Raw genomic sequence first — 19,705 nt, 5'->3', positions numbered from 1 at the left:
GCTCAGGGCAGCACACGCACGGCCAGGGTGCAGGTGTCGTCGTCCGGGTTGGGGTGGTGCAGCAGCTCACGCAGCCGATCGAGGGTCTGCTCCCCCGGCGCGGCGGTGAACGCGGACAACGTCGCGGCCACCCGGTCCAGCAGCGCCTCGGTGGGCACCCGGCGTTCCACCAGCCCGTCGGTGTAGAACAGCACCAGGTCGTCGGGGCGCAGGCGTGGCGTACGCACCGGGTACGCCGAGTCGGTGCCGGCACCCAGCAGCAGACCAGGCGGAAGGTCGAGCGAGCCGGTCTCGCCGGCCCGCGACAGCAGCGGCGCCAGGTGCCCGGCGCGCGCCCAGCAGAGCACCCGGGTCGTCGGATCGTAGACGGCGACCACGGCGGTCGCGGTGATCGCGAGCTGGACGCAGAGTCGGTTGAGGTGGCCGAGCAGCACCGACGGGTCCCGGATGTCGATCGCCAGCCAGGCCACCAGCGCGAACCGCAGGTGCGCCATCCCGCTGGCGGCGTCCAGCCCGTGACCGGCGACGTCGCCGACGGCGAGCACGACCTTGCCGTCCGGCAGGGTCTGGGCGTGGTACCAGTCCCCGCCCACCTGGGCGGCGCTCTCCGCCGGCAGGTAGGTGACCATCGCCTCCAGGCCGGCCAGGCGCAACGGGTCGCGGGGCACCGGCTGGATCAGGTTCTGCAGCTGCCCGGCCAGCCGATGCTCGGCCAGCGCCGTGATCTCCCGCGTCCGGAGCTGGTCGCTGAGTTGTTCGATGGCGGTCCGCGAATCTACCCGGGCCGTCACGTCCTGCACCACGGCGTGGATCTTCAGGGGTGCGCCGGCCGCGTCCCGGGAGGCACCGGAGAGGATCCGCAGATACTTCACCGATCCCGCCGCCTGGAACCGGACCGTGACGTCCGAGGACCCCCCGCTGTCCATCGTCTGCCAGGCCGCCTCGCCCAGCATCTGGTCGTCGGGGAGCATGGCGGCCGACTGCTCGGCCCGGGACAGCGGACCGAGCGCCGGATCCCGTTCGAAGATCCGGTACATCCCGGGCGACCACTCGCTGACCCCGCTGGCCAGGTCGTACTCGGCCCAGCCCAGGCTGCCCAGCAGCTCGGTGCGCTCCAACCGACGCCGGTCCTCGTCGAGCCGTCGCCAGGAGACGAGCAGGCCATCGAGCACCCGGTCGACGTACACGTCGAACTGCGAGTCGGCCACGACTCCCGCGCGCTTCTCCGCGTACCGGAAGTCGGCCAGCCGGCCGGGCGACCCGGTGGCGAGCACCTCGTGGTACAGCTGCCAGAGGGGGCCGTCGACCATGCTCGGGTACAGGTCGCTGAGCAACCCGCCTACCCGGTCGACTCCGCGGCCGTAGATGTCGTTGCCCTGTCCGCTGGTGGCCGCGACCCGGAAGTCGGCGACCACCCCGTCGTGGTGCACCGGGAGCAGCCAGGTGCAGCCGGCCGGTACGACCGCGAGGATCTCCCGGACGACGGCCTCGACGGGGCGGGCCGCGTCGGCGTCCCGCGCGAGTCGGTCTGTCACGACAGCAGCCTAGTCACCGGCCGGGCGCCCGCCCACGCCCCGACGCGTCGACCCGAGCCGCCCGGAGGCCGATCCGCCCCCGTCCGGGCCACGCCGGCTGCCACAATGCGGACAGCCGGTCGGATGGTGGCGCCGGCTGGACCCGACCGGGAGGACGGCACCATGCCGGACAGCGCACGCGAGGCCGAACTGCTCGATGCCGAGCGGACCCTGCAGGCCGCCCAGCGGGCCGGCGACGTCGACGCCCTCGACCAGTTGCTTGTCGACCAGTTGCGCGCCATCGGCCCGGACGGTCGCGCGTACCGCAAGGAGGACGACCTCGCCGCATACCGGGACCGCATCTCGGTGATCGAGGAGCTGGTCGAGGAGGAGCTGGACCTGCTCGTCGTCGGCTCGACCGGGGTGACGTTCTTCCTGGGCCGGGTGGCCGGTGTGTTCGAGGGGGCAGCGTTCGCGGCGCGCCTGCGCTACACCCGGACCTGGGTCCACGACGACCCGCACGGCTGGCGGGTCCTCGCCGCGCACATCAGCCCGGTCTGACCGGCCCGACTCCGGTCACGGCCCGCCGTCGTCCTCGTCCTCGTCCTCGTCCTCGTCGAGCAGGCCCTGCTCGTCGAGGAAGGCGAACCACCGGTCGTCGGCCGGGGTCAGCTCGACGTAGCCCGGGCCGAGGACGTAGTAGTCGACGAAGGAGCCCAGGTCGGGGGCCAGTTCCTCGAACGCGTCGGACATGAACCACTCGGTGCCGGTCGGCGGGAAGAACCAGACCGCGCCGGTGCCGCGGTCCATGAAGATCGGCTCGTCGCTGTGGGTGCCGATCACGAGCCAGCCCGCCCGGTCCTCGGGGATGGACGAGAAGTCCGGCGCGTGGTCGAGGTGATGCTGGAGACCGGCGAGGGTCGACGTGGACGCCAGCTCGACCCGGCCGGCGCGCAGCCCGTCGGCCACCAGCAGCAGATCTCGCAGGTCGGCGGGGAGGCCCGCCGGCACGACGTCGATGCCGGCGCCCTCGCCGATGTCGGCGTACTCCAGGCTCGCCGGCTCGTCCGCGACCAGGTCGGCCCGCAGCTCGCCGATGAGCTGACGCAGATCGGGAGTCATCCACCACCTCCGGATGGTCCTGGCCCGCCCGGTGCGGGCCTCACGCGGGCACCCGCTCGACGGTGATGTCGACCGGGCCGACGCGCAGCGTGCCGTCGTTGAGGGGTGTGCAGCGGATGCCACCCGTGGTGCGCAGAGCCTTCCATGCCCCCGGCCCGACCGTGACGTCCATCCAGGCGCACGGTCGCGCCGCGCGGTTGACCCGCAGGCTGACCGGACCGTCTCCGGAATCGAGGACGAGCACCCTGCCGATCAGCTCGTCCACCGCGATCCCGTTGGTGAGGATGTTGCGGCGGACCTCCGCCAGCCCGATGCCGGGCGGCAGGGACTCCTGGGCGATGACCGTCACGCTGGCGTCGCGGTGCGCCTGCTGGCCGAAGTACCGGTCGCCGACGACGCCGAGGCCGGCCCGGATCTGGACCCTGTCGACCAGCTCACCGGGCGGGGCCTGGGCCGGACCGTCCGCGGGCCGGCCCAGGAAGCGGTGCACGGGCGAGGCCAGCAACTCGACGATCTCCGGCATGGCAGGGATTCTACGAACCGGACGGCCCCGCGCGGGCCGAGTCGGCGCGGCGCGCTGAGGGCGCACGACGGTGCGACGGCGACAAGGGGGCCGCCGTCGCACCGTCACGGCGCTCAGGCCGGGGTGCCGGTGACGGTCAGGTGCCGCAGTCGACCCACGTTGTCGAACGAGCCGAAGCCCACCCGCCCGGAGCCGAAGGTGGTGTCCTTCGCCGTCATCAGCGGGTCGCGGTGCCCGTCGACGTAGACCGCGATCTCCCCGGTGGCCGGCAGGTGCACCACCCGGACTCGGTGCCAGTCGGCATCGGTGATCGCCGGGTTGGCGCCACGGGACCGGCCGTTCCACTGGTGGTCGATGCGTTCCCGGTCGGCGTTGTTGACCTTGAAGATGCCGTTGTGCGGGTAGATCGTGTTGTCGGTGGAGAGGTGGGCGTAGTAGAACTCGGTGTCCGAGCGCCACCCGAAGACGATGATCACGTCCCGGTTGGTCACCTCCACCGGAGTGTCGAGGCGTACCCGGGCGTCGACCTGCACCGACGACCAGGCCGGGCCGGCGGTCAGCACCGCGTACTCGAATGGCCGGCGCGGACCCGGCCGGCTCTCCCCGGCCTCGGCGAGGATGACCTCGTCGCGGGTGAACTGCCACTTGGCCGGCGTGACCGGCGCCCAGTTCGAGGCCCCGGCGGTACGGCGCAGAGTGGTGTTCCCGACGTCGCCGTCGGCGACGACCCGCGTGCCGGTGACCTTCCAGATCTTCCCGTTGGCCTTGGCGACGAGGTACAGCTCGCCGGCGGCGTCGGTGCCGAAGCGCAGGTCGACCCGGTTGGGATCGCCCGGAGCGCCAGGGCCGGAGAGGTCGCGCATCCGCACCGGGCCACCCGCCGCGCCGAACAGCGCGAGCTGGTGGATCGGGGCCAGACCCCGGCCGCGGCGCATCTCGTTCGCCTCGGTGTAGAGCACCCGGCCGTCGACCAGGTCACCGAAGACGTACTTGCCGCGCAGCGCGGGCAGCGCGCGTCCCCGGTAGACGAACCCGCCGGCCACCGCGACGCCGACGTCCGCGGTGCAGTTCCAGTCCGCGGCGGGGTCGTGGTCGTACGCGGCGACGGGGTACGTGTAGCCGTACCGCTCGTCGTCGGCGGGCAGCGGGAACAGCCGGTCGCACGGGTTGGTGGCCGTCCTGTCGAACACGAAGGACCCCTCGCGCTCGCTCCAGCCGAAGTTGTCGCCGGCACGGACATCGTAGATCGCCTCGACGGCGTGTTCACCGATGTGCCCGAGGTACATCCGGCCGGTCGTCCGGTCCCAGCTGAACCGGTGCGGGTCGCGGAAGCCCACGGCGTAGATCTCGCCGAGTGCCCCGGTCCGGCCGACGAACGGGTTGGTGGCCGGGATGCCGTACCGGCCGTTGGTGGAGTTGCTGCCCCGGGGGTCGATCCGCAGCAGCTTGCCGTGCGGCAGGCCGAGGTTCTGCGGGTCGGTGTTGCGCGCGCCCAGGCCACCGTCGCCGACGGCGAGGTAGAGCAGGCCGTAGTCGCGGTCGTGGCGCTTCGCCGTCGGGTTGAAGTTGATCTCCTGGATGCCGTGCACCTGGCCGCCGAAGCCGATGCGCAGCACCTCCCGGCGGGTGCCGGCGAAGGTGGCGGCGCCCGGGTCGGTGGCCGTCCACTCGGTGATGACGCCGTGGTAGACGGTGCCGGGCTGGGCGTAGTCCGGCACGGTGGTCGTCGCCGACGCCAACTCGGTGTGGATGGTGTAGAACCGGCCGTTGACGCCGAACTCCGGATGGAACGCGACGTACCCGAAGCCCTGGCCGAGACCACGGCCGGAGAAGAACCGCGGCGCGAACGTCGCCGCCACGTCCAGGTAGACGTGCGGCACGCCGTTCTCGACCAGGTACAGGTTGCCGTTCAGGTCGGGCACCGCCCGCCGGCCGGAGCCGTCGGGCAGCTCCATGACCGTGTTGATCCGGGCGGTACGCATGAGCCGCTGATCGGTCGGCGCCGGAGTGGGGTACGACTGCGGGAAGCTGGCGTACTCACTGAGGACCAGCCCGAGGCGGGACTGGACCGGCATCTCGGGGATCGGGTCGTAGACCGCGTCGGCGGCCCGGGCGGGTGTGGCGACCAGGGTGGACAGGACCAGCACGAGGGCGGTGAGGCCGGCCCTCAGGGCGGGCCGGCGGATTCTGCCGGCGCGGCGGTGCAGGGTGCGCACGCGTGTCTCCTTCTCGGTGGGACGGTGCCGAGGGTGGTCAGCGGGCCAGGTGGCGGTACTGCCTCCGCACGTCGTTCGCGGAGACCACGCTGTCGAGGAACATCAGGCCGTCCATGCGGCAGTCGCACGGGTTGCGCTCCAGCGTGTCCTGCGGAAAGCTCCCGCCGATCTTGATGCCCCGGGGGTCGGAGGCGGTGGTCACGTGCGGGCCGGGCCCCGACACGAGCCAGGGGTCGTCGGTGCGGGTGTAGAAGCCGTCCACCGGTTCGCCGTCGCGGTAGAGGGCGAGCGCGCCGGTGCCGAAGTCGAAGGTGGCGGCGAGGTGCACCCACTCCCCTGCCGGCAGCAGCTCCCGCCAGTCCCGGCTCGCGGCGAAGGTCTGCGAGTTGCCGCCGTCGAGGCGTCGGCCGAGCGCGACGAGGCGCAGGTCCCCGTCGACGTCGATCAGCTCCAGCAGGGCGCGGACGCCGTGACCGTCCGAGTCGCCGGTCAGCACCCCGGCCAGGCCGATCGCGTTGTACCGGTCGTCCGGGTCGGCGGTGGTGGAGTTGGGCAGCGGGCTGTCCATGTTCAGCTTGAACCAGCCCATCACGGTGGTGCCGCCGGTGGCGCTGAACGCGCGCAGCGTGCGTACTCCGCTGGCCGACCAGGTGCCGGCCTTCCAGTCGTCGTTGCCGGCGACCGCCGGGTCGACCTGCCGGGTCTGCACCGCGTTGCGGCTGCCCCGGTAGGCGCGGTCCGGCACCCGCATGGCGGCGCCACCGTTGATCAGTTCGATCTCGGTGCCGGAGCGGCCCTGGTCGCGCTCCAGCGCGGGGTCGCCGGGCACCGGGTGGTCGAAGTCGTACGCGGCCACCAGGTGCGCTCGCAGGGCCGGGTGGACGTCGTGCGAGATGCTCCGATCCGCCTGCGCCGGCGGCGCGCCGGCGCCGGTCAGCGCGCCGATCGCCAGCAGGGAGACGGTGGCGACGGCGGCTCGTCTGGCCCTGGACATCGCGTTCACCTCGTTTCGTGGCACGGCGGTGCCGGCTACGTAAGCGCTTACGTAAGCGCTTACGTACCCTAGGCTTCGATGAACGTCACTGGCAATAGATCAGGTGACATGGATGTTTCCGGGGAGTTGCGGATGCCGAGGGCCAGCCAACGGCCGCGCCTCGTGGACGTGGCCGAACACGCCGCCGTCTCGTTGGCGACCGCCTCCCGTGCCCTCGCCGGCCGCGACGGGGTCAGCGCCGAGGTGGCCGACCGGATCCGGCGGATCGCCCGCGAGCTGGGCTACGTCGCCAACCCGTACGCCCGCACCCTGGCCGGGGGCGCCAGCTCCACGGTCGGACTGATCGTCCACCAGGTCGACGACCCCTACTTCTCCGAGATCGCCGCCGGCGTCATCCACCTCGCCGCCGAACAGGGACTGCTCGTGCAGATCTGCCAGTCCGGCCGCGACCCCGGCTACGAGCTGCAACAGCTTCGTCACCTCATCGCCCAGCGGGTCGGCATCATCCTGATCGGCGGCTCGGGGTACGACGACCCGCGGGTGGAGGCCGAGGCCCGCGCCGAGCTGGCGGCGTTCCAGGAGCACGGCGGCCGGGTCGCCGCCATCGGACGGCACGCGCTCGGCGTCGACGCCGTCCTGCCGGACAACGAGGCCGGCGGTTTCGCGCTCGCCCAGCACCTGATGGATCTCGGGCACCGACGGATCGCGGTCGCCGCGGGCAGCGCCGGTCTCACCACCGTCGCCGACCGGCTCGCCGGTGTGGCGTCGGCCGTACGGCTGCGCGGGCTGCCCGCCGCCGACCTGGCCGTCGTGCACGGCGACTTCACCCGGGGAGGCGGGCGGGCGGCCACCGAGCAGATCCTCAACGAGCACCCGGAAACCACCGCGATCATCGCCCTCAACGACGCGATGGCCATGGGCGTGCTGTCGACACTGCGATCCCGCCGCGTGCCGGTGCCGACACGGATGTCGGTCGTCGGCTTCGACGACGTCTCGGTGGCCGCCGACCTCGCCCCCAGCCTCACCACCATCCGGCTGCCGATGACCGAGATGGGCCGCACCGCGCTCGCCCTGGCCCTCAAGCCCCGCTCGGCGCGCCCCCGCCGCCGCCCCACCGGGCACCTGCTGGTCGTCCGCGACTCGACCGGTCCCGCGCCGACGACCTGAGCGGCGACGGGGCGAGCTCAGACCGCCAGGGCCGCCCGGACCTCCCGTTCCGCCGTGACACCCCCGTCGCCGTGCGAGGTGACCCGGCCGGACTCCAGCACGTGGTAGCGGTCCGCCACCCGCAGCGCGAAGCCCAGGTGTTGCTCGACGAGCAGCACACCGAACCCGGTCTGCCGGGTCAGCTCGACGATGCGCTCCTGGATCTCGGCGACCACCGACGGCTGGATGCCCTCGGTCGGCTCGTCGAGCATCAGCAGCCTCGGCCGGGTGATCAGCGCGCGGGCGATGGCCAGTTGCTGGCGCTGACCGCCGGAGAGCAGCCCGGCCCGACGCCGCAGCAGCGGACGCAGCGCCGGGAACAGGTCCAGCGCCTCCGCCGTGGCCACCGCCCCGTCGCGGCGGCCGTCGGCGACCAGCCGCAGGTTCTCCGCCGCGGTCAGGTGCGGGAAGCACTGCTGACCCTGCGGGACGTACGCCATCCCCCGCGCCACCCGCTCGTGCGGGCCGAGGCGGGTGACGTCCTCGCCGTCCAGCTCGACCGTGCCGGCGCTCGGACGCAGCAGGCCGGCGGCGACCCGCAGCAGGGTGCTCTTGCCGGCGCCGTTGTGCCCCAGCACGGCGGCCACCCCGTCGGGCGGGACGGCGAGGTCCACCCCGTGCAGCACCCGGGAGCGCCCGTACCCGGCGTGCACCCCGCGCAGCGTCAGCATCATGCCTCCCGGCCGGTGGGGGCCGACCCGGCGTCGACCGGGTGGCCAAGGTAGACCTCCTGCACACGCGGGTCCGCCTGGACCTGCGCCACCGTGCCCTCGCTGAGCACCCGCCCGGCGTGCAGCACCGTGACGCTGCGCGCGAACCGGCGCAGGAAGTCCATGTCGTGCTCGATCACCACGACCGTGCGGTCCCGGCTCACCGTCTCCAGCAGAGCGCCGGTGGCGTCGCGTTCCTCATGGCTCATCCCGGCGACCGGCTCGTCGAGCAGCAGCAGCCGCGCGTCCTGCACCAGCAGCATGCCGATCTCCAGCCACTGTTTCTGGCCGTGCGCGAGCGTCCCGGCGAGATGCTCGGCGCGCCCGGCCAGCCCGATGGTCTCCAACGCGGCGGCCACCTCGTCGGGGATGCCCCGACGGCGGCGGGCCAGCGTCGCCCAGCCGCGCCGGGCACCCGCCGCGATGTCGAGGTTCTGCAGCACCGACAGCTCCTCGAAGACCGACGACGTCTGGAAGGTGCGCCCGATGCCCAGCCTGCTGATCCGGTGCACCGCACGGCCGAGCAGTTCCTCGTCACCGAACCGGACCGAGCCGGTGGCCCGGACCAGGCCGGTGATCGCGTCGACCAGGGTGGTCTTGCCGGCGCCGTTCGGCCCGATCAGGAACCGGATGTCACCGGCGGGCACCTCCAGCGAGACGCCGTCGACGGCGGTGAAGCCGTCGAAGCTGACCCGTACGTCCCGGACGGACAACCCGTCCAGCCGCCCGTCGCTCATGCCGCCGGCACCTCCGTCCGCCCGGCACGTCGTCGACCCAGCACCGACCACCCGCGCGGGGCCGGTTCCGCGCCGTCGTCACGGCGGCGGGCCAACGCCCACAGCGACGCCAGGCCGCCGGGAAGGAACGCCACCACGACCACGAAGAGCAACCCCTGCAGGTACGTCCAGGTGCCGGGAAAACGTTCGGAGAGGGCGGTACGCGCCCAGGCCACCGCCACCGCGCCGAGCACCGGGCCGAGCAGGGTCGCCCGGCCGCCCACCGCGACCCCGATGACGAACTCGATCGACGGGACGATGCCGATCAACGCGGGCGAGATGATGCCCACCGCCGGCACGAACAGCGCCCCGGCCAGCCCCGCCATACCCGCCGCGACGACGTATGCGACGAGTTTGACCGTCGCCGGGTCGTAGCCGAGGAAGCGGACCCGTTCCTCACCGTCGCGGACCGCCACCAGCAGTTCCCCGTAGCGGCTGTGGATGAGTTGACGGGTCAGCGCGAGCAACGCCAGCAGCGTCCCGGCGATGATGAAGTACACCATCCGCTGGTTGACCGGGTCGTCCAGGTCGTACCCGAAGAAGCCCTTGATGTCGGTGAGCCCGTTGGTGCCGCCCGTGGTGCCCTGCTGCCCGATCAGCAGGATCACCATCGCGGCCGCGAGGGCCTGGCTGAGGATGGCGAAGTACGCGCCCCGCACCCGGCGGCGGAACACCAGCGAGCCCAGCCCGAACGCGACCGCCATCGGCAGCAGCACCGTGGCGGGCAGCGCGAACCAGGGGCTGGCGAACGGACGCCACCACAGGGGCAGTTCGTCGAGTTGCCCGTACAGCTGCATGAAGTCGGGCATCCCACCCGGACCCGCGTCGGCGAGCTTGAGGTGCATGGCCATCGCGTAGCCGCCGAGGCCGAAGAAGACGCCCTGGCCGAGGGTGAGCATGCCGCCCCGACCCCAGGCGATCCCGATGCCGACCGCCACCATGGCGACGCAGAGGTACTTGGCGAGCAGGGCCAACCGGAAGTCCGACAGCACGAGCGGCGCCACGGCGAACAGCAGGGCCGCGCCGAACGCGAAGCCAGCCGCCGTCCGCAGCCGCGAGCGGCCCGGTGACCGGCCCGGTGGTAGGGCGCCGGCGGGCGCCGGGTCGACGGCGGTGCCGGGCGGCGCGGGGGTGACGGCGGTCATGCGAGGCTCCTGGTCCGCAGCGTGAACAGGCCCTGTGGCCGCCACTGGAGGAACGCGACGATCGCCACGAACACGATCACCTTGGCGACGCTGAGGGTGGTGAGGTACTCCCCGGTGGCCTGGAGCACGCCGAGGGCGAAGGCGACGATCACACTGCCCTTGAGCTGGCCGATCCCGCCGACCACGACGACCAGGAAGGCGTCGATGATGAGGTTGGTGCCCATGGTCGGGCCGATCGGGCCGAGCAGGGTGAGCGCCACCCCGGCGAGCCCGGCCAGGCCCGAGCCGACGAAGAACGTCGTCCGGTCGACCCGGGAGGTGGCGATGCCGGACACCGCGGCGAGGTCGCGGTTCTGCACCACCGCGCGGATGCGGCGCCCGAGCGGGGTGAGCCGCAGCGCCAGGGTGAGCGCCGCGACGGCGGCCAACGCCAGGGCCAGGATGAACAAGCGGTTGTTGGCGATGGTCAGCCCGCCGGGCAGCGCCACGTTGCCGGTGAGGATCTCCGGCGCGCGGGTCTGCACGTTCGGGCTGCCGAAGATGTCCCGGGCGAGTTGTTGCAGCATCAGCGACACACCCCAGGTGACCAGCAGGGTGTCCAGCGGTCGGGCGTAGAGCCGGCGGATGAGCAGGATCTCCAGCAGCACACCCATCGCGCCGGCGACCACGAACGCCACCGGCAGCGCCACCACCAGCGACAGGCCGGCCCCGGTGATGCTCTGTTGCAGGACGTACGTGGTGTACGCGCCGGCCATGATGAACTCACCGTGCGCCATGTTGATCACGTTCATCTGGCCGAAGGTCAGCGCGAGGCCGAGCGCGATGAGCAGCAGCACCGCGCCGATGCTGATACCGGTGAAGAGTTGACCGAAGAGGACTGTCACGGTGGGTACTCCGAACTGCTGGTCGGGTGACCCGGGCGGGCCGCGCGGCGACGCGCCCCGCCCGGGCCGGCGTCGTCAGCTCAGGCCGCTCGCCCACGGATAGGTCTTGAGGTACGGGTCCGGCTCGACCGGCTTGCCGGAGTTCCACACCTCGGTGATGAGGCCGTCCGCGCCGATCTTGCCGATCCGGGCGGTCTTGGCGATGTGCTGGGTCTTGCCGTCGACGGTGACCAGGCCCTCCGGCGCGTCGAAGGTGATCCTGTCGGAGGCGGCGCGGACCTTCTCCACGTCGAAGGCGCCGGCCTTCTCGACCATCGCCTTCCACAGGTACACGCCGACGTAGGCAGCCTCCATCGGGTCGCTGGTCGGCTTGTCCGCGCCGTACTTCGCCTTGTACGCGGCCACGAACTTCGAGTTCGCCGCGCCCGGGGTGGTCTGGTAGTAGTTCCAGGCGGTCAGCTGGCCCTCCAGGTACTGGGTACCGATGCCCTTGACCTCCTCCTCGGCGATCGACACCGACACCACCGGCATCGCGGCGGCGGTCAGCCCGGCCGACTTGTACTCCTTGAAGAAGGCCACGTTGCTGTCGCCGTTGAGCGTGTTGAACACCGCGTCGGCGCCGGACGATTTGACCTTGTTGACGATCGTGCCGAACTCGGTGGAGCCGAGCGGCGCGTAATCCTCACCCGACACGGTCATCCCGTTCGCCGCCGCATACGCCTTGATGATTTTGTTGGCGGTACGGGGAAAGACGTAGTCGCTGCCGACGAGATAGACCGATTTCACGCCCTGCGACTTGAGGTAGTCAAGCCCGGGAACGATCTGCTGGTTGGTCGTCGCTCCGGTGTAGAAGATGTAGGGCGACTGTTCCAGACCCTCGTACTGCACGGGATAGAACAGCAGCGCCTTGTTCTTCTCGAACACCGGCTTGACGGCCTTGCGACTGGCCGACGTCCAGCAGCCGAAGACGGCGGCCACCCGATCCTCGGAGATGAGTTTCTCGGCCTTCTCCGCGAAGGTGGGCCAGTCCGAGGCGCCGTCCTCACCGACCGGCTGGATCTTCTTGCCGAGCACTCCGCCGGCCGCGTTGATCTCCTCGACGGCGAGCATGATGGAGTCGCGGACGGTGACCTCGCTGATCGCCATGGTGCCCGAGAGCGAGTTGAGCAGGCCCACCTTGACGGTGTCGCCGGAGACGTCGGCGCTGACGCCGGCGGCGCCGCTCTCGTCGGTGGTCTTGCTGCCGCACGCGGTCATCGCGGCCGCGGCGATGAGGGTCATGGCACCCGCCAGGATGCGGCGGCCCCGGAACAGTGACATCTATTCTCCCTGCGGTGCACTCGCGTGACGTTTGGACGGTCGGTGCGGTCCGGTGGAGCGGATGTGGCGATGCCGGGGTCGACGGGTGGACGCCGCCCGGGCATCGCATCGGATACGGGCAGGCAAAGCGTCGACCGACATCATTGCGCTCGTGTTTCCCGGTCCTTAATTGACTGTTTCCCGCACCACCGCGACGCGCACACCAAGAACGGCCGACACCGTCGCGGATAGACGGTGCCGACCGTTGGAGAAATCTCGGGGAAAATTGCCACCACAATGGTCGGCGAACGATTTCGCCGACCATGGACGCGCATTGGTCGCATCCGACCCGGAGGGCAGATACTTCACGCAGGAAGTATCTTAGGGCCGCGTCGGGTGCGGCTGTCAAGGGTCCGACCCACCGGGCCGCTCCTCAGAGCTGCGCGAGCACCGTGAAGTCGAGCCCGTCGGCCTCGGCGAGGTAGATGCGCTGCCGCACGTGCCGGCGCCGTAGCCGCAACCGCCCGCGCGGCCCGTGGTACGCCACGGTGTCCGCCGCCGTCTCGATCGCCCGTACGTCGAGCGTGCGGGCCTGCCCGATCAGCGCGGCGAGCAGCATGACGCCCTCGTAGCAGGACTCTCCCAGGCTGCCCAGGGGCGGCGCCTCCACCCCGAACCGGCGGGCGAACTCGCCGTGGAAGTCGAGGTTCTCCTGGGTCACCAGGCCGGCGAAGAAACCGGCCGTGCTGTACAGCCGACGGGTCGCGCCGACACCGCTGGCCAGCAGCATGTTCTCGTCCATCAGCGTGCTCAGCCGCAGACACCGCTGGTCCAGACCACTGCGGGCGAACGCCCGGTTGAACCGCACCGCGTCCGCGCCGACCAGGAGCATCACCACGGCATCGGCCTCGCTGCGCTCGATGCGGCCCAACACCTCGTCGAAGTCGTGCGTCTCCAACGGCAGGAACGCCTGACCCACCACCCGTCCACCGCCGCGCAGCGCGTACCGCTGGGCGGCCCGGGCCGTACGCCGGGGCCACACGTAGTCGTTGCCGACCACGAACCAGCGACGCACCGCCTGCTCCCCGGCGAGCAGCCGCATCGCCGGCCACAGCTGGGCGTCCGGCGTCTCGCTGGTCAGATAGACCCCCTCGGTACGCTCACCACCCTCGTACAGGGCCGTGTAGACGTACGGCACGCGGTGCGCCACCCGGGGGGCCAGCGCCTGCCGCACCGAGGAGATGTGCCAGCCGGTCACCCCCTGCACGGCCCCGACCGACACCAGCGCCTCGACCTGCGCGGCGACCTCGGCGGGTGGGGCGCCGCCGTCGACCGGCACGAGGCGTACCTCCCGGCCGAGCACCCCGCCACACCGGTTGATCTCCTCGACCGCGAGCTGGGCGCAGAGCTCGCAGGTGGGCCCGAACATCCCCGCCGGCCCCCGCATCGGGTAGACCAGCGCGATGCTGACCACGGCCCGGTCGACGGTGAGCCACGGGGGTGCCGGCTCGGACATGAGCACATGATTGCCCGGCCCACGACGGAAGACCAGAGCTCACCACGGACCGGGACGACTCGCTACGATGACAGCGCCACCGGACCAGGGAGTTCCATGTCAGACGTGCCCGGGGCGCCAGCCGACCTGCTGCGCTCGCTCACCCGCGCCGAACGGCTGCTCTCCCGCCGTCTGGGCGTCGTACTGGCCGACGACGGGCTGACCATCGAGGCGTGGCGGGTGCTGTGCCTGCTCGCCGACGGGCAGGGCCACCCGATGAGCGAAGTGTCCGCCGAGGCGTCGTTGCCACCGGGCACCCTCACCAAGCTGGTCGACCAGCTCGTCGACCGTAACCTCGTGTTCCGCCGGATCGATCCGCTCGACCGTCGACGGATCCGCGCGTACCTGACCGCTCGGGGCCGCCGCGAGCACGCCCGCCTGGACGAGCGGGTCCGGGCCAGCCTCGCCGAGTTGGGTGTGCCCCAGGCCGCTGACCTCGTCGTTCAGCTCGACAACCTGATCGCTCGGCTCGACCCGGCCCGCCAACGGGGGCACGCCGACGCGGTCGGTCCAAAGCGCTGACCTGCCGCCCGGGTCTCCCGGGTCTCCCGGCGCGACCTTGGACCTCGAGCGTGATGCCTGTGAGTCATCTTGATGACTCACAGGCATCACGCTCGACAGCATTGCCCGCCGCACGTGCGGCGCGGGTGGCCGAGGCCAGCGCCCAGCACCACGCCAGACCAACACGCTCGACAGCAAGACCCGCCGCACGTGCGGCGCGGGTGGCCGAGGCCAGCGCCCAGCACCACGCCAGACCAGCAGGATGGCTTCCTAGACGGTGAGGTGGGCGCGCAAGGTGTGCGCGTCGGGGGCGGTGGCGGTCCACAGTGTCGCCGGACCGCCGGCCAGCGGCAGCCGGGCGACGCTGCCGTCGGCCGTCGCCGCTTCGGGGGACCGGGACGGGTCGACCACCAGCAGCGACCCGGTGGCCGGCGCGCCGCCGAGCACCGCAGGTCCGGCCCAGCCCGGCGCGTGCGGTCCCACGGCCAGGGACTGGCGCAGCAGCGGCCGGCCCGCGTAGTCGACCTGGGTGTGCACGACCGCGCCGCCGGGCGCCTCGCCGTACCGGCCGCAGATCAGCTCGTCACGCCAGCGCAGGCTCGCCCCGGCGGCCAGCTCGACGCGCGACTCGGCGAGGTGTGCGCAGCCGGCCGCCGCCACCAGCTGCTCGGGCAGCCAGTGCAGCGCCGCCCCGCCGTGCACCACGGCCCGCACCGCCATCCGCGACACGGCGCCGGGCCGGCCGGGGAGGGCCACCGACGCGGCGACGGAGTGCACCCGGACGGCGGCCCCCGGCCCCACCTCGATGTCCAGCCGCAGGTCGTCGCCGGCGAGCGGGCCGGCCGCCCCGCCGACGACGTGCACCGTGGCGACACCACCCTCGCTCGGCGTCTGGCGCAGCAACAGCGGCGTCTCACCGTGCAGCTCCACCAGGACCGTGCCGCCCTGACCGTCGGCGCGGGCCACCAGCCGGGCGAGTGCCCGCATCAGGCCGGGCCGTGCGGCGCGACGAGCGGATGCAGGGCGGCGTGGTGAGCCAGCTCCTGCCGGATCCACTCCGCGACGCGACCAGCCGTCGGATCGGCCACGATGGACAGGAAGATGGTCGGCAGGTCACCGCGCCGGGCGCGCGCGTCCCGGTCCATCACCCCCAGGTCGGCGCCGACCATGGGGGCCAGGTCAGTCTTGTTGATCACGAGCAGGTCGGCGGCGGTGACCCCCGGCCCGCCCTTGCGGGGCACCTTGTCCCCGCCCGCGACGTCGACCACGAAGATCTGCCGGTCGACCAGACCTCGACTGAAGGTCGCGGTGAGGTTGTCCCCGCCGCTCTCCACCAGCACCAGGTCCAGCGGGCCGACCGTCTCGGCCAGCTCGTCCACGGCGTCCAGGTTGGCGCCGATGTCGTCGCGGATGGCGGTGTGCGGGCAGCAGCCGGTCTCCACGGCGCGGATCCGGGCGGGGTCCAGCACGCCGGCCCGCCGCAGGAAATCGGCGTCCTCGGTCGTGTAGATGTCGTTGGTCACCACCCCGAGCCGCAACTCACCGGCGAAGGCCCGACAGAGCGCCGCCACCAGGGCGGTCTTGCCGGACCCGACCGGGCCGCCGATGCCGACCCGCAGCGCCCGGCCAGCCCGCGCCAGCGGCGGATGCGGGTCCACCCCCGGCTCCGGATGGGTGTGCGGAACGCTCTCGTCGTGCGGCAGAGCGGGCGTTGGCGGTGGGGTCGGGTCGGTCGTGGGCACAGCGGTCGGCACAACAGTGTCAGGACGCAAAGAGACGCACCTCCCAGGTGGCATGAACTTCGGCATGGATGTCGGCGAGCGGAGCGGCGGCGGCCGGGAGCCGCTCCGGAGGGTCGTCGGCGGCCCGGGCCGCGTCGGCGGCGGTGCCGTCGCAGGCGTCGGCGAGCCCGACCAGCAGGGCCTGGACCCGGTACGGGTCGAGGCCGAGCAGGCGTACGCCGGCACTGGCCGCACCGGTCACCGTCGCGTACGCGGAGACCGTGGCGGTCTCGGTGCGGCTCAGCCCGGCGGCCGCGCAGAGCAATCCGAGCACCAGCGGCTGGTGTGCTCCCCCGGGCCCGGTGGGCAGGTCGCCGAACGGGGCGTGCGGCCAGATCTCCCGCCCCGCGCGCAGCAGGGCACGGCCCTGCCGACGGGAGACCGCCCGCAGGGTCGGTGCGGCCGTCCGGGCATCCAGTTCGGCGTCGAGCCGGGCCAGCGCGCGCGATCGTGCGGCGGACCGGGCCGGGTCGGCCGGGTCGACGGCACCGGCGACCGCCGCCCGGTGCGCCGCCGCCGCGAACGCCGCGCCGACCAGCCCGGCGGTGGCCAGCCGGCCGACCAGGAACGCCTCCAACGACGCCAGGTCGGTGACCCGGCCGGCGGCGACGGCCGCCTCCAGGCCGCCGGAGTGGGCGTGCGCGCCGGCCGGGAAACGCCCGTCGGCCAGTAGCAGGAGCAGGCTGGACGCCGCCATCAGAAGAGGAAGTACCGCTGGGCCATCGGCAGCCAGGTCACCGGATCCGGTTCCACCACCCGGCCGTCGATCCGGACGGTGAACGTGTCCGGGTCCACCTCGATCCGCGGCATCGCGTTGTTCTCCGGCAGGTCGGCCTTGCCCCGCGACCGCACGTCGCTCACCGGCACCACCCGCCGTCGCACGTCTAGGCGCAGCCCGGCGTCCAGGGCCGCCGGCGCCACGAACGCCAGGCTGGTCGCGGCCGCCGCGGCGCCGTACGCGCCGAACATCGGGCGCGGCAGCATCGGCTGCGGTGTGGGGATCGACGCGTTCGCGTCACCCATCTGGGCGTACGCGATCATCCCGCCCTTGAGCACCAGGTGCGGTCGTACGCCGAAGAACGCCGGATCCCAGAGCACCAGGTCGGCGAGCTTGCCCGGCTCGACCGAGCCGATCTCCCGTTCCAGCCCGTTGGCCATCGCCGCGCAGATCGTGTACTTCGCCACGTACCGCCGGGCCCGGTGGTTGTCGGCGGCCCCGTCGCCCGGCAGCGCGCCCACCCGGTCCTTCATCACGTGGGCGCTCTGCCAGGTCCGCAGGATCACCTCGCCGACCCGGCCCATCGCCTGCGCGTCGGAGCCGATGATGGAGATCGCGCCGAGGTCGTGCAGCAGGTCCTCGGCGGCCATGGTGGACGGTCGGATCCGGCTCTCGGCGAAGGCCAGGTCCTCCGGCACGGACGGGTTGAGGTGGTGGCAGACCATCAGCATGTCCAGGTGCTCGGCGAGGGTGTTGGCGGTGTAGGGCCGGGTCGGGTTCGTCGACGACGGGAGCACGTTCGGTTCGCTGGCCACCGTGATGATGTCCGGCGCGTGCCCGCCACCGGCCCCCTCGGTGTGGTACGAGTGGATGGCCCGGCCGCCGATCGCGCGCAGGGTGTCGGCCACGAAACCGGCCTCGTTGAGGGTGTCGGTGTGGATCGACACCTGGACGCCGGACGCGTCGGCCACCCGCAGGCACGCGTCGATCGCCGCCGGCGTGGTGCCCCAGTCCTCGTGCAGCTTGAAACCGCCCGCACCGGCGCGCAACTGCTCCCACAGCGCCTCGCTGGACACGGTGTTGCCCTTGCCGAGCAGCAGCACGTTCACCGGCAGGGTGTCCAGCGCCTCGTGCATGCGGGCCAGGTGCCAGGCGTTCGGGGTGACCGTGGTGGCCCGCGTCCCCTCGGCCGGCCCGGTGCCGCCGCCGACCAGGGTGGTGATGCCGCTGGCCAGCGCCTCGGTGACGATCTGCGGGCAGATGAAGTGCACGTGGGTGTCGACCGCCCCGGCGGTGAGGATCCGACCGTTGCCGGCGATCACCTCGGTGGCCGGGCCGATGACCAGGTCGGGGTGGACACCGGGCATGGTGTCCGGGTTGCCGGCGCGGCCCAGGGCCACGATCCGTCCGTCGCGCAGCCCCACGTCGGCCTTGACCACGCCCCAGTGGTCGAGCACCACGGCGCCGGTGATGACGGTGTCCAGCGCCCCCTCGGCGCGGGTGGCGCGGGACTGCCCCATCGACTCGCGGATCACCTTCCCGCCGCCGAAGACGACCTCGTCGCCACCCACGCAGTGGTCGGTCTCGACCTCGATGAGCAGGTTGGTGTCGGCCAGCCGGATCCGGTCACCGGTGGTGGGCCCGTACAGGTCGATGTAGCGGTCGCGCCGCACGGCGCTCACCGCGCCGGCCCGTCGGCCGTCGGCGCGTCGTCCAGTGGGCCGGCGCACTCCCCGCGCAGCCCCGGCACGATGCGTACGCCACCGAGCGGTACGAGGTCCACGCTGCGGCTGACCCCCGGCTCGAACCGCACCGAGGTGCCCGCCGGCACCGCGAGGCGCTGCCCCCGGGCGGCGACCCGGTCGAACGACAGCGCCGGGTTGGTCTCGGCGAAGTGGTAGTGCGAACCCACCTGCACCGGCCGGTCGGCGGTGTTGACCACGACCAGGGTCGTGACCGGCCGACCCACGTTGATCTCGACGGGGTCGGCGGCCGGCAGGATCTCCCCCGGGATCACGGGATCGGGTGGTGCACCGTCACCAGCTTGGTGCCGTCCGGGAACGTCGCCTCCACCTGCACCTCCCTCAGCAGCTCGGGGATGCCGTCCTGGACGTCGTCGCGGCCGAGCACGGCCCGGCCGGCCGACATGAGGTCGACCACGGACCGGCCGTCGCGGGCACCTTCGAGCAGGAAGGCGGTGATCACCGCGACGGCTTCGGGGTAGTTGAGGCGCAGGCCGCGCGCGCGGCGGGCGCGGGCGACATCGGCCGCGACGTGGACGAGCAGGCGGTCCTGCTCGTGCGGGCTGAGGAACACGGGCTCTCCCGGTGGGGATCGGCGTGCCCGGCTCGCCGTCGGCTCCGCACGGAGCCGCGCCGGGCAGCATCACCCGGGGTACGAGCTGGAGTCACACGACCGCCGGGCTCGCCGCCGACGGGGCGTCCCGGGACTCCACCATCCCGGCCCGCGCGACGAGCACCCGGCGGTGTCCGGTCGGATGCGGACCGCACCGCCCACCGCTTGAGCAGACCGTAGAGGATCGCCGCCGGCCGGGGCAACAGGCCGGCCCCCATTCCGGTACGCGGAAACGCGAGGGATGATCGCCGGATGACGGCGACGAGGGGTACGCGCGCACTGCTCGGTGTTCTGTTCCTGGCGGCTGCCACGGTCGGGGCGTGGATCCTCTGGCTGGGCTGGGACACCCGGTACACGGTCGACGCGCAGACCGGTGCGAGCAGCGGCCCGTACGAGCCGTGGCAGG

General features: G+C 72.7%; 21 protein-coding genes. 3 read left to right on the top strand and 18 right to left on the bottom strand.

What is annotated here, in order from left to right:
• Positions 1-2: 2 nt before the first annotated feature.
• The gene (locus O7620_RS06905) at positions 3-1,535 is read right to left on the bottom strand and encodes a PP2C family protein-serine/threonine phosphatase (RefSeq protein ID WP_278122359.1); all 1,533 of its coding nucleotides are present in this window, start codon (positions 1,533-1,535) and stop codon (positions 3-5) included.
• Between the two features lie 162 nt (positions 1,536-1,697).
• Here O7620_RS06905 and O7620_RS06900 point away from each other — a divergent pair, with 162 nt between their 5' ends.
• A complete protein-coding gene (locus O7620_RS06900) occupies positions 1,698-2,075 on the top strand; it encodes a nuclear transport factor 2 family protein (protein ID WP_278122358.1) in 378 nt (125 codons plus the stop codon).
• A 15-nt stretch (positions 2,076-2,090) separates the two neighbouring features.
• Here the strand turns inward: O7620_RS06900 and O7620_RS06895 are convergent, their stop codons facing one another.
• The 4 genes from O7620_RS06895 to O7620_RS06880 all read right to left on the bottom strand — a co-directional run bounded on the left by O7620_RS06895 (position 2,091) and on the right by O7620_RS06880 (position 6,369).
• Positions 2,091-2,636: an SUKH-4 family immunity protein gene (locus O7620_RS06895; protein WP_278122357.1), complete on the bottom strand. Its 546-nt coding sequence runs from the start codon at positions 2,634-2,636 to the stop codon at positions 2,091-2,093.
• Positions 2,637-2,676: 40 nt separating this feature from the next.
• Positions 2,677-3,159, bottom strand: a complete 483-nt coding sequence (locus tag O7620_RS06890; protein WP_151491958.1) for a molybdenum cofactor biosysynthesis protein — start codon at positions 3,157-3,159, stop codon at positions 2,677-2,679.
• Positions 3,160-3,272: 113 nt separating this feature from the next.
• On the bottom strand, positions 3,273-5,375 hold the full coding sequence (locus tag O7620_RS06885; protein WP_278122356.1) for a PQQ-dependent sugar dehydrogenase: 2,103 nt from the start codon (positions 5,373-5,375) through the stop codon (positions 3,273-3,275).
• A gap of 37 nt (positions 5,376-5,412) precedes the next feature.
• Positions 5,413-6,369: a LamG-like jellyroll fold domain-containing protein gene (locus tag O7620_RS06880; protein ID WP_278122355.1), complete on the bottom strand. Its 957-nt coding sequence runs from the start codon at positions 6,367-6,369 to the stop codon at positions 5,413-5,415.
• Between the two features lie 132 nt (positions 6,370-6,501).
• Here O7620_RS06880 and O7620_RS06875 point away from each other — a divergent pair, with 132 nt between their 5' ends.
• A complete protein-coding gene (locus O7620_RS06875) occupies positions 6,502-7,536 on the top strand; it encodes a LacI family DNA-binding transcriptional regulator (RefSeq protein WP_278122354.1) in 1,035 nt (344 codons plus the stop codon).
• 17 nt (positions 7,537-7,553) lie between these two features.
• Here the strand turns inward: O7620_RS06875 and urtE are convergent, their stop codons facing one another.
• The 7 genes from urtE to O7620_RS06840 form a co-directional block, all read right to left on the bottom strand.
• Entirely contained in the window at positions 7,554-8,246 is a 693-nt protein-coding gene (gene urtE, locus O7620_RS06870) for an urea ABC transporter ATP-binding subunit UrtE (RefSeq protein WP_278122353.1), read from the bottom strand.
• On the bottom strand, positions 8,246-9,022 hold the full coding sequence (gene urtD / locus O7620_RS06865) for an urea ABC transporter ATP-binding protein UrtD (RefSeq protein ID WP_278122352.1): 777 nt from the start codon (positions 9,020-9,022) through the stop codon (positions 8,246-8,248). Before urtD ends, urtE begins: the two co-directional genes overlap by 1 nt.
• A complete protein-coding gene (gene urtC / locus O7620_RS06860) occupies positions 9,019-10,206 on the bottom strand; it encodes an urea ABC transporter permease subunit UrtC (RefSeq protein ID WP_278122351.1) in 1,188 nt (395 codons plus the stop codon). The genes urtD and urtC overlap by 4 nt, the downstream gene beginning before the upstream one ends.
• On the bottom strand, positions 10,203-11,090 hold the full coding sequence (gene urtB, locus O7620_RS06855; RefSeq protein WP_151491349.1) for an urea ABC transporter permease subunit UrtB: 888 nt from the start codon (positions 11,088-11,090) through the stop codon (positions 10,203-10,205). Before urtB ends, urtC begins: the two co-directional genes overlap by 4 nt.
• A gap of 75 nt (positions 11,091-11,165) precedes the next feature.
• The gene (urtA, locus tag O7620_RS06850; RefSeq protein ID WP_278122350.1) at positions 11,166-12,410 is read right to left on the bottom strand and encodes an urea ABC transporter substrate-binding protein; all 1,245 of its coding nucleotides are present in this window, start codon (positions 12,408-12,410) and stop codon (positions 11,166-11,168) included.
• A gap of 165 nt (positions 12,411-12,575) precedes the next feature.
• The gene (locus O7620_RS06845; protein WP_278122349.1) at positions 12,576-12,758 is read right to left on the bottom strand and encodes a hypothetical protein; all 183 of its coding nucleotides are present in this window, start codon (positions 12,756-12,758) and stop codon (positions 12,576-12,578) included.
• 64 nt (positions 12,759-12,822) lie between these two features.
• Entirely contained in the window at positions 12,823-13,905 is a 1,083-nt protein-coding gene (locus O7620_RS06840) for a substrate-binding domain-containing protein (protein WP_278122348.1), read from the bottom strand.
• Positions 13,906-14,001: 96 nt separating this feature from the next.
• On the opposite strand from O7620_RS06840, the gene O7620_RS06835 reads away from it, so the two are divergent.
• Positions 14,002-14,466, top strand: coding sequence for a MarR family transcriptional regulator (locus O7620_RS06835; RefSeq protein WP_278122347.1), 465 nt, complete (start codon positions 14,002-14,004; stop codon positions 14,464-14,466).
• A gap of 249 nt (positions 14,467-14,715) precedes the next feature.
• Here the strand turns inward: O7620_RS06835 and O7620_RS06830 are convergent, their stop codons facing one another.
• From O7620_RS06830 to O7620_RS06805, 6 genes are read right to left on the bottom strand one after another with little or no spacing between them, the layout of a single operon-like run.
• Positions 14,716-15,432, bottom strand: coding sequence for an urease accessory protein UreD (locus O7620_RS06830; RefSeq protein ID WP_278122346.1), 717 nt, complete (start codon positions 15,430-15,432; stop codon positions 14,716-14,718).
• Entirely contained in the window at positions 15,432-16,217 is a 786-nt protein-coding gene (gene ureG / locus O7620_RS06825; RefSeq protein ID WP_278122345.1) for an urease accessory protein UreG, read from the bottom strand. The genes O7620_RS06830 and ureG overlap by 1 nt, the downstream gene beginning before the upstream one ends.
• The gene (locus O7620_RS06820) at positions 16,207-16,923 is read right to left on the bottom strand and encodes an urease accessory UreF family protein (protein WP_278122344.1); all 717 of its coding nucleotides are present in this window, start codon (positions 16,921-16,923) and stop codon (positions 16,207-16,209) included. Before O7620_RS06820 ends, ureG begins: the two co-directional genes overlap by 11 nt.
• Positions 16,923-18,626, bottom strand: coding sequence for an urease subunit alpha (locus O7620_RS06815; protein WP_278122343.1), 1,704 nt, complete (start codon positions 18,624-18,626; stop codon positions 16,923-16,925). The genes O7620_RS06820 and O7620_RS06815 overlap by 1 nt, the downstream gene beginning before the upstream one ends.
• Complete coding sequence (locus tag O7620_RS06810) at positions 18,623-18,961, bottom strand: urease subunit beta (RefSeq protein WP_347403755.1); 339 nt, start codon at positions 18,959-18,961, stop codon at positions 18,623-18,625. The genes O7620_RS06815 and O7620_RS06810 overlap by 4 nt, the downstream gene beginning before the upstream one ends.
• Entirely contained in the window at positions 18,958-19,260 is a 303-nt protein-coding gene (locus tag O7620_RS06805; protein ID WP_151491366.1) for an urease subunit gamma, read from the bottom strand. Before O7620_RS06805 ends, O7620_RS06810 begins: the two co-directional genes overlap by 4 nt.
• Positions 19,261-19,705: the final 445 nt, after the last annotated feature.

Origin of the sequence: Micromonospora sp. WMMD710 (assembly GCF_029626045.1) — a bacterium.
GTDB lineage: Bacteria > Actinomycetota > Actinomycetes > Mycobacteriales > Micromonosporaceae > Micromonospora.
This window is presented reverse-complemented; position numbering and strand designations above follow the sequence as displayed.

What these genes read in the sequence shown, in the direction of transcription:
- urtE (WP_278122353.1), bottom strand. Translation starts at nt 8,246, where the DNA reads ATGCTGACGCTGCGCGGGGTGCACGCCGGGTACGGGCGCTCCCGGGTG.
- O7620_RS06895 (WP_278122357.1), bottom strand. Translation starts at nt 2,636, where the DNA reads ATGACTCCCGATCTGCGTCAGCTCATCGGCGAGCTGCGGGCCGACCTG.
- O7620_RS06890 (WP_151491958.1), bottom strand. Translation starts at nt 3,159, where the DNA reads ATGCCGGAGATCGTCGAGTTGCTGGCCTCGCCCGTGCACCGCTTCCTG.
- O7620_RS06900 (WP_278122358.1), top strand. Translation starts at nt 1,698, where the DNA reads ATGCCGGACAGCGCACGCGAGGCCGAACTGCTCGATGCCGAGCGGACC.
- O7620_RS06830 (WP_278122346.1), bottom strand. Translation starts at nt 15,432, where the DNA reads ATGCGGGCACTCGCCCGGCTGGTGGCCCGCGCCGACGGTCAGGGCGGC.
- O7620_RS06880 (WP_278122355.1), bottom strand. Translation starts at nt 6,369, where the DNA reads ATGTCCAGGGCCAGACGAGCCGCCGTCGCCACCGTCTCCCTGCTGGCG.
- urtD (WP_278122352.1), bottom strand. Translation starts at nt 9,022, where the DNA reads ATGAGCGACGGGCGGCTGGACGGGTTGTCCGTCCGGGACGTACGGGTC.
- urtC (WP_278122351.1), bottom strand. Translation starts at nt 10,206, where the DNA reads ATGACCGCCGTCACCCCCGCGCCGCCCGGCACCGCCGTCGACCCGGCG.
- O7620_RS06835 (WP_278122347.1), top strand. Translation starts at nt 14,002, where the DNA reads ATGTCAGACGTGCCCGGGGCGCCAGCCGACCTGCTGCGCTCGCTCACC.
- urtA (WP_278122350.1), bottom strand. Translation starts at nt 12,410, where the DNA reads ATGTCACTGTTCCGGGGCCGCCGCATCCTGGCGGGTGCCATGACCCTC.
- O7620_RS06820 (WP_278122344.1), bottom strand. Translation starts at nt 16,923, where the DNA reads ATGGCGGCGTCCAGCCTGCTCCTGCTACTGGCCGACGGGCGTTTCCCG.
- O7620_RS06840 (WP_278122348.1), bottom strand. Translation starts at nt 13,905, where the DNA reads ATGTCCGAGCCGGCACCCCCGTGGCTCACCGTCGACCGGGCCGTGGTC.
- O7620_RS06875 (WP_278122354.1), top strand. Translation starts at nt 6,502, where the DNA reads ATGCCGAGGGCCAGCCAACGGCCGCGCCTCGTGGACGTGGCCGAACAC.